The sequence below is a fragment of the Nocardia sp. NPDC059195 genome, assembly GCF_042754695.1.
GTDB lineage: Bacteria > Actinomycetota > Actinomycetes > Mycobacteriales > Mycobacteriaceae > Nocardia.
This window is the reverse complement of the sequence record NZ_JBHZBG010000045.1, coordinates 1-12,832: the sequence shown is the minus strand read 5'-3', so window position 1 is coordinate 12,832 and position 12,832 is coordinate 1. Positions and strand designations below refer to the sequence as shown.

Sequence of the window (12,832 nt, the reverse complement as noted above, 5' to 3'; positions counted from 1 at the left end):
CACTACGTGACTTCCTCTACCGTTCTTGTCGTCGATGACGACGAGGACGTTCTCGCCTCCGTCGAACGGGGCCTGCGACTGTCCGGGTTCCGGGTACTCGTCGCGCGTGACGGTGGTGCCGCGCTGCGGGCCGTCGCCGAGCAGGCACCCGACGCGGTGGTCCTCGACATGAACATGCCGGTCCTCGACGGTGCGGGCGTCGTCACGGCCCTGCGGGCGATGGGCAATGACGTGCCCATCTGCGTACTCAGCGCCCGTGCCTCGGTGGACGACCGGATCGCGGGACTCGAGTCGGGCGCCGACGACTATCTGGTGAAGCCGTTCGAGCTGGCCGAACTGGTGGCCAGGATCAAGGCCCTGCTGCGCCGTCGCACCGATACGCCGGAACCGGTGGCACCCGGCGCGCTCACCGTCGGGCCGCTGCTTGTCGATGTCGCGGGTTATCGCGCGCTGCTGCACGGACGCGAAATCGAGCTCACCAAAAGGGAATTCGAATTGCTGTCCACACTTGCCCGGAATGCCGGAGTGGTGTTGACGCGCGAACGACTGCTGGAATTGGTCTGGGGTTACGATTTCATAGCCGATACGAATGTGGTCGATGTGTTCGTCGGATACCTGCGCAGGAAACTCGAAATAGATGACACGCCAAGGATTCTGCATACGATTCGCGGGGTGGGTTTCGTACTCCGGGAATCGAAATGATCTCCGAGCCTTCGCTGAAACATCGTCGCAGACAATCGTTTTCGCTCCGGACAAGAGTCGCGGGAGCGGCTGCGGCAGGTGCCGTCATCATCGTTACGATCGCCGCATTCGTGGGTTTTCAGGCAATCGAACGCAATAATGTCACCCAAACCGATCAGCAACTGGAAATCGCCTCGCGCATCGTGCTGATCGAACCGGTGCTGGCAACGGGTTTCGTCAACCTGACCGGCCTGCAGAACACCATGGCGCTCACGGTGCGCGACAACGGCCAGGTGACCGCGTCGAGCTCGACCCAGCTACCGGACCTACCCCCCGGCTCGCGGACCGTCGAACTGCACGATCAGCCCTACCGGGTGCTCACCACCACCGAGAACCAGCCCGCGGGCCGCACCGTCTCCCTGGCGATTCCGACCACCGAGGCGGCCAAGGCGACCGACGACCAGCAGCGCTGGGTACTCGCGGGCGCGGCGATCGCGGTGGCGGCCGCGGCGGCGCTCGGCTGGTTGCTCGCCGGGCGTGCGGTCGGCCCGATCGTAAAGCTGACCAGGCAGGTGTCGGCCCGCAGCGCCGTCGGCGCGCCGGACGAGCCAACGCACCCGGTCGACGGTTCCGGTGTCGACGAGGCGGTGAAGCTGGCCGAGGCGGTGAACACCATGCTGGCCCGCGTCGACCAGGCACAGGCCGAGACCGCCGCCGCCCTGGAGACCGCCCGCGATTTCGCCGCCGTCTCCGCCCACGAACTGCGCACCCCGCTCACCGCGATCCGCACCGACCTCGAGGTCCTGCGCACCCTCGACCTCACCGACGAACAGCGCCGCGAGATCCTCGCCGACCTCGCCCGCAACGAGACCAGGGTGGAGACCACCCTGTCCGCGCTGGAACGGCTCGCCCGCGGCGATCTCACCGCCGAAACCGACCACGTCCCCACCGATGTCGCCGACCTGTGCGATCAGGCCGCCCACGACGCCATGCGCCACAACCCGGGTCTGTCGGTGCGCATCGACACCGACGCCGAACTGGTGACCCGCGGCCTGCCCGCCGGCCTGCGCCTGGCCGTCGACAACGCCCTCACCAATTCGGTCAAGCACGGCGGCGCCACCGCCGCCGTCGTGTCGGCGCATCGCACGCCGCACGGCCGGATCGTCATCGCCGTCGACGACAACGGCACCGGCGTCGCGCCCGGCGAACGCGAGACGGTCTTCGCGCGGTTCGCCCGTGGCAGCAACGCCACCAAGGGCGGTTCGGGCCTCGGCCTCGCGCTGGTGGCCCAGCAGGCCCAGCTACACGGCGGGCTGGCGTACTTCGAGGACAGTCCGCTCGGCGGCGCCCGCCTCGTCATCGACCTGCCCGCTCGACCGGCCCGGTAGCCAACGCAAAAGCCCCGCACTCACGATGGTCGTGGGTGCGGGGCTGAGCTCGCTACTACTTGTCGCTCTTGAAGGCATCCTTCACTCTGCCCGCCGCGCGCTCGGCTGCGTCCTTCACGTTGGCCGCTGCCTTCTTCGCTTCCGCCTCAATCTTTTCCGCTTCGGCCTTGGCCTTGGCTTTGACATCGTCGGTGTCGGACATCGAACCTCCACTCTCGTGAGTTCCGCGCCTGACCGGCACGGGGTGAAGACACTCGCGAGAATACCGCACAGTTAACGGCTAGCGACTGAAGCGATAATCAGGGAAGAACCTGCGGGATCGACTCCGGGATGACCAGGCCGATGACCGCGCCGAGCACCGCGCCGGTGAGCGCGTAGCTCAGACCGCCGCCGAGCGCGCAGACGAAGTAGCCGACGATGAACGCGGCCAGTGCGGGGATGCACATGATCGCCGCGGTCAGGAAGCCGATGGTCGCACCAGCGGCCGCACCGTTCTGGACGGGGTCGTGGTTGGCGGCCTCGGGGTTGGTGGCGATGCTCTTGAGCTCGTCGGTGGTGGCGGCGGACATCTGCGGGGCGATCTGCAGGGTGCGGCCGTCCTCGGAGATCACCGAAGCCAGCGCGATGTTGTTGCCGCCGACGGTGGCCATCGTCAGCGGAAGTTCGCTGACCTTGGCGCCGGTGGCGGAGACTACGTCGACCTTGGTGGAGTCGGGCGACAGCACGAAGGTGCCGTTGTCGACGGTCGCGGAGATGGTGCGCAGGTCCGGCGAGACGGAGGTCTTGTAGCCGACGCCCTCGGAAACGCCCTCGCCGGCGAGCCCGGCGGCGATCTCGGCCTGACGCGCGACGGTGACGTCAGCGGCCGCGGTGCCCGTGGTGAAGAGCGAGGCGGCGACGACCAGCGGCAGCGCGGCGAAGACCGCGCGACGACCCGCGCGAGTGATGGTGTGGTTGAACATGTTCGATGTCTCCCTCCCGATGCTTCCGAAGAATCCCCGAACCCCCCGGACGAATCGAAAAAATCTCGATGTCGATTGACTCGAGAGTTGTACCGAACCACCACTGGGTTGCGAAACATGTTGTGACACAGGGCATAGTTTGAATAGGCAGCTATCGGTCAGCGACGCTCGCCGGGCGGCGGCGAGCATCCCGACAGCTACCCCGATCGCGTTCCGCTATGAACCTGCGCCGACTCCGCCGACCGCGGTCATGGCAGGACCTGCGGGATCACCTCCGGGTTGACCTGACCGTGGCCAGCGTCAGCGGGACCTCGCTGACCTTGGCGCCCGTGGCGGAGATGACCTCGACCGCGGTCGAGCACTCCCGACGCCCCGAAGAATCCCCGACCCCCCGGACGAATCGAACGATCTCGATGTCGATTGACCCGATTGGCTTACCCGATCGCCGACGGGTTACGAATATTCATGCCGCAGAACACAGCATCGGCAGTCGGCTATCGGTTCCTCAACGAAATCTCAGACATCTCCCAACCCCGCCACCGAAGTCCGGGGATACCGTCACCGACGTGATCGACAAACGCGCTCGTCTGCTCTGCCTGGCCACCGTCCTCGCGCTGGCGGGCGGTGTCGCCGCTTGCGCGGGCAAGGACTCGGCACCGACCGGGATCGCGCTGGTCAACGCCGATTCCGGACCTACCGGCGAGCGCGTGGCCAAGGCCGTGCAGGATGCGGGCGGCTACGAATGGACCGTCGCGAAGCCCGGCGAGATCGACGCGGCCGACTACGCCGCCGTGATCACCCTGCCCGCCGACCTCACCGCATCCATGGCCACCCTCGCCACCCCGCAACCCCAGCGCGCCAAGGTCACCGTCACCACCCACGACGGCGCCGACACGAACACCGTGAACGGCGCGGTCGATGTGGTGACCCATCGGATCGGCGCGTCCGGCGTCGACGCCGCCCTGGCCGCGGTCTCGCAGGCACGAAACCAGATGACCTCCGTGCAGTTCACCGCCCAGCTGCTCAGTGCGGGCGTGAACGCCGCCGCCGACGGCGCGAACCAGTTCAGCGGCGGTGCCGACCAGCTGCTCGGCTTCCTCGACTACGCGAAAGAGGGTGCGGGCCAACTCACTTCGGCCATCGAGCTGCTGAACCACACCGTCGACGGGGCCGCGAAGCAGGCCAACCAGCTCGCCGATGCTCTCGACGCTACCGGCGTCACCATCGCCGGCGTCCAAGCCGGCGCGGCCGCCATGGGCTCGGGCCTCGACCAGATCCTGCCGCTGCTGAAGTCACTCCCCTTCGCGAACGACCCCCAACTCGCCGACATCATCACCAAACTCGAAGCGCTACGAGGAGTTTCGAACCAGGCAGGCACCCAGCTCGACGGCCTCAGCGAATTGACCGGCGCCGCGGTTGATCCCAATACCGATCTCGGCACCCTCCTGCGCACCGTCGTAGCCCGCCTCAACAGCGCCCGCGGCCAACTCGCCCAGGGCGCCGAGCTCGCCAAGGGCTTGCCCACCCTCGCCGAACAGGGTGGCGCCCAACTGGTTTCCGCCATCGAACAACTCACCGGCGGCGTAGGCGCCCTGCAGAACATCGTCGGCAACCTCAACAACCAAACCGCCAAGGCCCTCGAAGCCCTCCCCCCACGCGGCCAGTCCCAGCAGTCCGCCCTCGCCCTGGCCCTCACCGACCCCGTCGAGGTCGTCCGCGAGTGAACGCACTGCGGCCCGGTCGATGTCGACCGGGCCGCAACGGTTTTCACGCTCAGGGCAGGACCTGCGGGATGATATGCGGCGCGGCCACCCCGACCACCGCGCCGATCAACGCGCCGACCAGCGCGTTCGGCAGACCCACCAGGCCGACGCACGGCAGGTAGAGGATCATCGTGGTGATCATCGGGATACACACCACGGCGGCGACGATCACGCCGATACCCGCGCCGATGGCGGCGGCGTTCTGGACCGGGTCGGGGAATTGCGCGGTGGGCGTGGTCGCGATGGTCTTCAGTTCCGCGCTCGCGCCCGCGGTGGGCCGCGGTGTGACGGTCATACTCCGCCCGTCGGCCGCGATCTCGGTCGCCAGCGCGATCACATTGCCGCTGACCGTAGTGAACGAGGTGGGGATCTCCCCGATCGGATCGCCGGTCGCCGACTCGACGATGACCCGGTCCGAGTCCGGCGCGAGCAGGAACCGGCCCTCGTCGACCGACGCGGAAACGGTGCGCAGATCCGGTGCGACAGCGGTGCGATAACCCTCCCCCGCACTCGACAGCCCGGCCGCGTACTGCGTCTGCTGATCGACCTCCGCCGAGCACACCCCGGCCCCGGCCAGCCCCACCGCGAGGGGCAGCGCCACCGCCAGCGCACGGCGGACAAGCTTGTGTTGGAACATGATCGAGAATCTCCCTCCCGAAACTCCCGAAGAACCCGGCCCCGGGCGAATCGAACAAGTCACTGTCATGGACAACGCATTGGAAACGAATCACGCGGGAGCCATCGAGGCTCCGTCATACGCGGGGCACATTACCCGGCGGGCCGAGACCTCCGCGCCCTTACCCCGGAAACAGCAACGGCCCGTGTCTCCCTGAGGAGACACGGGCCGAGAAGCTGAGATCAGTTCGCGTTGAGCAGGTCGATCACGAAGACCAGGGTCTTGCCGGAGAGCGCGTGGCCCGAACCGACGGGGCCGTAGGCGAGCTCCGGCGGGATGACCAGCTGACGACGGCCGCCGACCTTCATGCCGGGGATGCCGTCCTGCCAGCCCTGGATCAGGCCACGCAGCGGGAAGGTGATGGATTCGCCGCGGTCCCAGGAGGAGTCGAACTGCTCGCCAGTGTCGAACTCGACGCCGACGTAGTGCACCTCGACGGTGCCACCGGGCACCGCTTCTTTGCCTTCGCCCTCGATGAGGTCGGTAGCGACGAGCTCGGTGGGCGCGGGGCCCTCCTGGAATTCGATCTCCGGCTTGGTCATATGCGGGCTATCCCCTTCGATAGTGGCTCATCCCCGCAGACGCGGGGCGCGTGCTGTTCGGCAGTGACTGCCGGTCAGCGATTCCCGATTTCATAGTAATCACGCTCACCGTAGCCGGTGTAGATCTGGCGCGGGCGGCCGATCTTGAGCGGCTCGGAGTGCATCTCACGCCAGTGCGCGATCCAACCGGGCAGGCGGCCCATCGCGAACAGCACGGTGAACATGCGGGTCGGGAAGCCCATGGCGCGGTAGATGACGCCGGTGTAGAAGTCGACGTTCGGGTACAGGCGACGCGAGACGAAGTAGTCGTCGGTGAGGGCGGCCTCTTCGAGCTGCTTGGCGATGTCCAGGAGCTGGTCGTCGCCACCGATCTTCGACAGGATCTTGTCGGCGGCCTGCTTGACCAGGGTCGCGCGCGGGTCGTAGTTGCGGTAGACGCGGTGCCCGAAGCCCATGAGCTTCACGCCGTCTTCCTTGTTCTTGACCTTGCGGATGAATTCCTTGACGTCGCCGCCGTTGGCCTTGATCTCGTCGAGCATCTCGAGCACGGCCTGGTTGGCGCCGCCGTGCAGCGGGCCCCAGAGCGCGTTGATGCCGCCGGACACCGAGGTGAACAGGTTGGCGTCCGACGAGCCGACGAGGCGCACGGTCGAGGTGGAGCAGTTCTGCTCGTGGTCGGCGTGCAGGATCAGCAGCATGTCGAGCGCGGCGGCGACCTCGGGGTCGACCTCGTAGGGCTCGGCCGGGAAGCCGAAGGTCATCCGCAGGAAGTTCTCGACCAGCGACAGCGAGTTGTCGGGGTAGAGGAACGGCTGACCGACCGACTTCTTGTACGAGTACGCCGCGATGGTCGGCAGCTTCGCCAGCAGGCGGATGGTCGACAGCTCGACCTGCTCGGGATCGCGCGGGTCGAGGGAGTCCTGGTAGTACGCCGACAGCGCGTTCACCGCGGACGACAGCACCGGCATGGGGTGCGCGTTGCGCGGGAAGCCGTCGAAGAACCGCTTCAGGTCCTCGTGCAGCAGGGTGTGGCGACGGATGCGATCGGTGAAATCGTCGAGCTGGGCCTGGGTCGGCAGCTCACCGTAGATGAGCAGGTAGCTGACCTCGATGAAGGTCGAGCGGCCCGCCAGCTGGTCGATCGGGTACCCGCGGTAGCGCAGGATGCCCGCTTCACCGTCGATATAGGTGATGGCCGACTTGGTCGACGCGGTGTTCATGAAACCGGGGTCGTAGGTGACGTAACCGGTGCTGGCCAGCAGCTTGCCCAAGTCGAGCCCGTCGTTACCCTCCGCGGCCTTGGTGACCGAGATCGGGAACTCGCCACCGGGGTACTGGAGTACCGCCTTGGCGTCTTCGGTGACGTTGGTGATGTTCTCAGCGGGCACGGAAGGATCCCTCTCAGGCTAGAACCGTAGGCACCGATGCGGTCGGCACAGGTGCGCTTGCGCTAACGCTAGCTGTTGTTCGGTCAGGACAAGCAATCAGGGTTGTCCTGTCTGGTTCTCACACCGACCCTGTGCGGCGGTGAGGTCGATACGGGGCCGGGGACCTGCGCCGATCCCCTTTTCCGCACCGTCACCCCGGCGCTGCCGAAAGGTTGCGCGGCGCGCGGATTCGATAACCGAATCCGATTGCCGCACAGGCTATTTCGCCATCACGGCGGAGTGAGCGCGAGCAACTCGGTAGCGCACGAAGGCGGGGAAGGCCAGCGCGGCGAGCGCCACTCCGATCACCACCAGCACGCCGCCACCGGCAGCAGCTACAGCAGTACCCATGCTCGCTGCCGCGAAACCGTGGGCAACATCACCGATCCGCGGCCCACCTGCGACAACCACGATGAACACGCCCTGCAACCGCCCGCGCATCTCGTCGGTGGATACATTGAGCAACATCGCCGTGCGGAACGCCGCCGAGACCATGTCGACCGCGCCGCCGAGCGCCAGGAACACCACCGCGATCCACAGCCACACGCCCAGCCCGAACACGTGCCCGGCCAACCCCACCGCGAGCCCGAACCCGACCATCGCCACACCCCAGAGCGCGATGCACACGATCACCGCCAGCCCCTGCCTGCGCACCCGCGGTATCCACCCGGAGAACACGCCACCGAGCACAGACCCCGCCGCGATGGCCGCGAACAGCAGACCGAGGGCCACCCCACCCTCGGCCGGATCATGGAAGGTCTCGTGCGCGATCTGCGGGAACAGCGCGCGCGGCATGCCGAACACCATGGCGATCAGGTCGACGACGAACGAGGCGAGCAGGATGCGCTGCCGGGCGAGATAGCGGAAGCCGTCGAGCACGGCGCGCAGCCCGGCCCGGCGCTGCTCACCGGTCGGCGGGAACGCGGGCAGCCGCCACACCGCCCACAGCGTCGCGAGCAGCGCGATCGAGTCGATCAGATACAGCATCGGCAGGCCGATCACCGGAATGAGCAGCCCGGCCAGCACCGGTCCCGCGATCATGCCCACGTTCTGCACGGTCATGCTCAGCGAACTGGCCGAGGCCATCTGCTCCGGCGGCAGCAACCGGGCGATCAGCGCGCTGCGGGTGGGCTGGTTGACCGCGAAGAACGCCTGCTGGGTGGCGAACAGCCCGAGCACCAGCCACACATTGTGCAGACCGAGCGCGGCCTGCACCCAGAACGCGACCGCGGTCAGACCCGTGCCCGCGGTCGTGATGACGAGCAGCGTGCGCCGGTCCATCACGTCGGCGAGCGCGCCACCCCAGAGCCCGAACACCACCAGCGGAACCAGGCCGAACAAACCGGCCAGGCCGACGTAGCCGGAACTGCCGGTGATCTGGAAGATCTGCTGCGGTACCGCGACCACCGAGAGCTGCGCGCCGATGACGGTGACGATATTGGTCGTCCACAGCCTGCGATAGTCGCGATTACGCAGTGGTTCGGTGTCGGCGAGCAGCTTCACTCACCGCAGATTAGCCACTGCCGTGCGGTCATCCCATGTTTGGGCGCAGTGACAAAGCCCACCGCTCGTTACGGCTGCAAACGTTCGACCGTTGTGGTCTGCCCGTCGATCCGCACGACGATGCGGTTGTGCAGCCTGCCGTGCCTGCCCTGCCAGAACTCCACCTCGTCGGGGCGCAGGAGATAACCGCCCCAGAACGGGGGCACGGGGATGTCGTCGACATCGGCGAAACGCGCCGTCGTCTCGGCCAGCACGCGATCCAGTTCGGCCCGCGATGACACCGGCCGCGACTGCTGCGAAGCCCACGCACCCAGCCGGGACTCCCGTGGCCGTGCCGCCCAATAGGCCGCGGTCACCTCGGCGGACACCCGCTCGGTCACGCCGCGCACGTGGACCTGCCTGGCGAGCGCCGGCCAGACGAAACTCGCCGCCGCGTACGGGTCGGCGGCGAGTTGGTTGCCCTTGGCCGAGTCGTAGTTCGTATAGAAGGTGACGCCGTCGGGCGAGAGCCCTTTGCACAGGACCGTGCGCGCCACCGGGCGCGGCGCCGGGCCCGTCAGCGCGACCGTGGCCAGCACCATCGCGTTCGGTTCGGCGACGCCGAGACCGCGCGCCTGCTCGATCCAGCTGCGCAACAACGGTTCCCAGCCGCCGGCCACCCAGGACTCGTCGAGATCGGGTTCATCGGCGGGAACGAACAGGGGATTGCCGTAGTCGACACGCATCGCGGCGAGGTCTGGCGCGGCGGCCGTCGAGGGCTCCAGGTCACGCATAGGGGCGAGATTACTCTGCGGTATGTCCGGGTCTAGGGTTCGGAAGTATCGGCATGCCCCTGCAAGGAGAGTCACCATGACTACCAGCTCGGTACCACAGGATTTCGTCAGCGGATTGGAAGGCGTGGTGGCCTTCACCACCGACATCGCCGAGCCGGACAAGGATGGTGGCGCCCTGCGATATCGCGGCGTCGACATCCAGGATCTGGTCACCGACCAGGTGACTTTCGGCGACGTGTGGGCCCTGCTGGTCGACGGGGAGTTCGGTCGCGGCCTGCCGCCCGCCGAGCCGTTCCCGCTACCGGTGCACACCGGTGATGTGCGCGTCGACGTGCAGGCGGGCCTGGCCATGCTCGCCCCGATCTGGGGCTACGAGCCGCTGCTCGACATCGACGACGAGACCGCCCGCGAGAACCTCGCCCGTGCCTCGGTGATGGCGCTGTCGTATGTGGCGCAGTCCGCGCGCGGCATCTATCAGCCCGCCGTCCCGCAGCGCAAGATCGACGAGTGCGACACCGTCACCGAGCGGTTCATGACCCGCTGGAAGGGTGACCCCGACCCGCGCCACACCGAGGCGATCGACGCCTACTGGGTGTCGGCGGCCGAGCACGGCATGAACGCCTCCACCTTCACCGCCCGCGTGATCGCCTCCACCGGCGCCGACGTCGCGGCGTCGCTGTCCGGCGCGATCGGCGCCATGTCCGGCCCGCTGCACGGCGGTGCCCCGGCTCGCGTGCTCCCGATGATCGAGGCCGTCGAACAGTCCGGTGACGCGCGTGCGCTGGTCAAGGGCATCCTGGACCGCAAAGAGAAGCTGATGGGCTTCGGCCACCGCGTGTACCGCGCCGAAGACCCGCGCGCCCGCGTGCTCCGCGCCACCGCCAAGCGCCTCGACGCCCCGCGCTTCGAGGTGGCCGCCGCGCTGGAGCAGGCCGCGCTGGCCGAGCTGCGTGAGCGTCGCCCGGACCGTGCCATCGAGACCAACGTCGAATTCTGGGCCGCGGTCATCCTCGACTTCGCCGAGGTCCCGGCCCACATGATGCCCGCGATGTTCACCTGTGGCCGGACCGCCGGTTGGTGCGCGCACATCCTCGAGCAGAAGCAACTGGGCAAGCTGGTGCGCCCCGCCGCCATCTACACCGGCCCCGGCCCCCGCACGCCGGCCGAGGTTCCGGGCTGGTCCACCATCTCGCAGCACTGAGTCATCGGACCGGGCGCCGGACTACCGGCGCTCGGTCAACTGTCCGCTACTTACGCTCGCTCGTGATCGACCTTCCACGTCCGACGCACTGACGGGGCTGATCGGCGATAACATCCCAGCGAACAAATTCGTTGAGGGGTGGATTGTGGGCAGCAATGGTTTGTCGCGGCGTCGGCTGTTCGGTGCCTGCGCCACTCTCACCGCTGGGTTTGCCACGGGGTGCGCTGTCGCACAAGGCGATTCGGTTGCTCCCGAGACGACGAGCCGCGTTGTTCCGCAGCCTGCCGCACCGGTCAGCGCGCAGCCGATCGCCACTGGGCAGGCTGCGCCGCCCCTGGCCCCCGCGCAGGTAGCCGCCCGGCACGCGGGCACTATCCCTCATCAGTGGGGCGTCGATCTGCCCGGGATCACCAGCGGTTTCCCCGCCGCGGGCAAACAGTTCGCGCTCACTTTCGACGCCTGCGGCGGGCCCGGCAACAGTGACATCGACCAAGCGCTGATCGACCTGTTGATCGTCGAGCAGATCCCGGCCACCCTGTTCCTCAATAAGCGCTGGGTCGACGCCGACCCGGCTCGGGTGCGGCGGCTCGCGGCGAATCCGCTGTTCGAGCTGGCCAATCACGGCAGCGTGCACAAGCCGCTCTCGGTCTCCGGGCGCTCCGCCTATGGGATCGCGGGCACGGGTTCAGCCGAGCAGGCCGCGTACGAGGTGTGGGACAACCATCAGCGGCTCACCGAACTCACCGGCCGCGCGCCCCGCTTCTTCCGCACCGGTACCGCGCATTACGACGAGGTCGCTGTCGCCATCGTCAACGAGTTGGGCGAGACCCCGCTGGGATTCACCGTGAACGCAGACTTCGGCGCCACCGCCTCATCAGCCCAGGTCAAGCGCGCGATGAGCGCGGCCGCTCCCGGTGGCATCGCGCTCGCGCATATGCATCGTCCTCGATCGGGTACCGCGGCCGGGATGGCCGCGGCGCTACCGGCACTGCGGGCAGCGGGCTTCACGTTCGTCCACCTGTAGCGGACCGAACGGAACCTATTTCCCGCAGGTCAAGCCGCTAGCGAGTCAGTGCCGCGAAGTCGATCGCGACCGAGGCCCCGCGGTCGACGGTGAAGAACGCCGCCGCCAACCGCGTCCCGAGCTCGATCTGCCCGATCGCCGACAGCGGCACCGGCTGAATCAACCGCACCCGCCATGGCAACGGCTCGTCCCAGGCCCGCATCTCCAGATCGAGCCGGAGCACCGGGTCATCGCGCCCCGTGTAATCGGCGGCGATCGGCGCCACCGCGAGCACCGTCGCCTCCGCCCGCCGCCCGTTCGCCAAGATTTTGGCCGCCGCCTTGCGCCCCGACTCCGGCACCTCGGGCACGAACAACACCACTCGCTCCCGATCTCCCGGATCGACCCGGCACCCGACCACGTCCCCCGTCTGCATCCACTCCAGATCCTGGCTACGCACCCGCTGCCGCACCCGCGCGTCATAGGCCAACTCCCCCGGCACCGAAACCCGCACACTGAACCGATACCCACCTTCCCCCCGCCGAGTCCGCACGGAAAGCACGCTCGCCGTCGCAGTCAACCCCCTGATCAGCAGTTCCCGCCGAGCCCCCTCCGACAACAACCCCGGCCTGCGCCCGAACACCCACACCCACCGGTCGAGCAGGTTCCGACCAGAGTCGACCGCGACAAGGCTCATAGCGAGAGCGTAATGCGAACCCCCTTCTCGCAAGGGCAAATTCCCCGCACTCCCAACCTCGCAGCCCTCCCGCACCACCAGCCACCCAGCACACCCCAGATCCGCCATGACCGCACTCCTGACCACCGCACTCCCGACCCTTAGGGAGGGACGGCCACGAAGTGGCCGGTCCGCGGCCGGGTCGCCGGTTAGCGCTCGAAAGCGCTGAGCCGAAGG

Annotated in this window: 13 protein-coding genes; 5 read left to right on the top strand and 8 right to left on the bottom strand. The window is 67.9% G+C overall.

The features are described 5' to 3' along the window. Positions 1–6: 6 nt before the first annotated feature. Positions 7–702, top strand: a complete 696-nt coding sequence (locus ACFXKN_RS32230; protein ID WP_101464499.1) for a response regulator transcription factor — start codon at positions 7–9, stop codon at positions 700–702. A 110-nt stretch (positions 703–812) separates the two neighbouring features. Beyond that, positions 813–2,069: a sensor histidine kinase gene (locus ACFXKN_RS32225; protein ID WP_378974225.1), complete on the top strand. Its 1,257-nt coding sequence runs from the start codon at positions 813–815 to the stop codon at positions 2,067–2,069. A 55-nt stretch (positions 2,070–2,124) separates the two neighbouring features. Here the strand turns inward: ACFXKN_RS32225 and ACFXKN_RS32220 are convergent, their stop codons facing one another. Both ACFXKN_RS32220 and ACFXKN_RS32215 read right to left on the bottom strand, forming a co-directional pair. Then, positions 2,125–2,271 carry a hypothetical protein gene (locus ACFXKN_RS32220; protein ID WP_378915692.1) on the bottom strand — a complete coding sequence of 49 codons (147 nt, stop codon included), beginning with the start codon at positions 2,269–2,271 and terminating at the stop codon, positions 2,125–2,127. 97 nt (positions 2,272–2,368) lie between these two features. Then, positions 2,369–3,031 carry a hypothetical protein gene (locus tag ACFXKN_RS32215; protein ID WP_378974229.1) on the bottom strand — a complete coding sequence of 221 codons (663 nt, stop codon included), beginning with the start codon at positions 3,029–3,031 and terminating at the stop codon, positions 2,369–2,371. 566 nt (positions 3,032–3,597) lie between these two features. Between ACFXKN_RS32215 and ACFXKN_RS32210 the strand changes: the two genes are divergently transcribed. Then, positions 3,598–4,755: a hypothetical protein gene (locus tag ACFXKN_RS32210; protein WP_378974233.1), complete on the top strand. Its 1,158-nt coding sequence runs from the start codon at positions 3,598–3,600 to the stop codon at positions 4,753–4,755. Between the two features lie 49 nt (positions 4,756–4,804). Here the strand turns inward: ACFXKN_RS32210 and ACFXKN_RS32205 are convergent, their stop codons facing one another. The 5 genes from ACFXKN_RS32205 to pdxH form a co-directional block, all read right to left on the bottom strand. Next, entirely contained in the window at positions 4,805–5,431 is a 627-nt protein-coding gene (locus ACFXKN_RS32205; protein WP_378974236.1) for a hypothetical protein, read from the bottom strand. A 221-nt stretch (positions 5,432–5,652) separates the two neighbouring features. Then, a complete protein-coding gene (locus ACFXKN_RS32200; RefSeq protein ID WP_378974239.1) occupies positions 5,653–6,012 on the bottom strand; it encodes an FKBP-type peptidyl-prolyl cis-trans isomerase in 360 nt (119 codons plus the stop codon). A gap of 74 nt (positions 6,013–6,086) precedes the next feature. Further along, positions 6,087–7,400 (bottom strand): citrate synthase, encoded by a 1,314-nt coding sequence (locus ACFXKN_RS32195; protein ID WP_378974244.1) that lies wholly within the window; start codon positions 7,398–7,400, stop codon positions 6,087–6,089. 258 nt (positions 7,401–7,658) lie between these two features. Continuing rightward, positions 7,659–8,942, bottom strand: coding sequence for an MFS transporter (locus tag ACFXKN_RS32190; protein WP_379434627.1), 1,284 nt, complete (start codon positions 8,940–8,942; stop codon positions 7,659–7,661). A 68-nt stretch (positions 8,943–9,010) separates the two neighbouring features. After that, entirely contained in the window at positions 9,011–9,715 is a 705-nt protein-coding gene (pdxH, locus tag ACFXKN_RS32185) for a pyridoxamine 5'-phosphate oxidase (protein WP_378974250.1), read from the bottom strand. Positions 9,716–9,791: 76 nt separating this feature from the next. Here pdxH and ACFXKN_RS32180 point away from each other — a divergent pair, with 76 nt between their 5' ends. Next, a complete protein-coding gene (locus ACFXKN_RS32180) occupies positions 9,792–10,916 on the top strand; it encodes a citrate synthase 2 (protein ID WP_378974255.1) in 1,125 nt (374 codons plus the stop codon). 145 nt (positions 10,917–11,061) lie between these two features. Next, positions 11,062–11,940 carry a polysaccharide deacetylase family protein gene (locus ACFXKN_RS32175; protein ID WP_379434624.1) on the top strand — a complete coding sequence of 293 codons (879 nt, stop codon included), beginning with the start codon at positions 11,062–11,064 and terminating at the stop codon, positions 11,938–11,940. A 37-nt stretch (positions 11,941–11,977) separates the two neighbouring features. Here ACFXKN_RS32175 and ACFXKN_RS32170 read toward each other — a convergent pair whose 3' ends face one another. After that, positions 11,978–12,616, bottom strand: coding sequence for a hypothetical protein (locus tag ACFXKN_RS32170; RefSeq protein ID WP_379434622.1), 639 nt, complete (start codon positions 12,614–12,616; stop codon positions 11,978–11,980). Between the last annotated feature and the right edge of the window lie 216 nt (positions 12,617–12,832).

Coding starts and splice junctions, on each gene's coding strand:
- ACFXKN_RS32220 (WP_378915692.1), bottom strand. CDS start 2,271: ATGTCCGACACCGACGATGTCAAAGCCAAGGCCAAGGCCGAAGCGGAA.
- ACFXKN_RS32215 (WP_378974229.1), bottom strand. CDS start 3,031: ATGTTCAACCACACCATCACTCGCGCGGGTCGTCGCGCGGTCTTCGCC.
- ACFXKN_RS32205 (WP_378974236.1), bottom strand. CDS start 5,431: ATGTTCCAACACAAGCTTGTCCGCCGTGCGCTGGCGGTGGCGCTGCCC.
- ACFXKN_RS32200 (WP_378974239.1), bottom strand. CDS start 6,012: ATGACCAAGCCGGAGATCGAATTCCAGGAGGGCCCCGCGCCCACCGAG.
- pdxH (WP_378974250.1), bottom strand. CDS start 9,715: ATGCGTGACCTGGAGCCCTCGACGGCCGCCGCGCCAGACCTCGCCGCG.
- ACFXKN_RS32180 (WP_378974255.1), top strand. CDS start 9,792: ATGACTACCAGCTCGGTACCACAGGATTTCGTCAGCGGATTGGAAGGC.
- ACFXKN_RS32170 (WP_379434622.1), bottom strand. CDS start 12,616: ATGAGCCTTGTCGCGGTCGACTCTGGTCGGAACCTGCTCGACCGGTGG.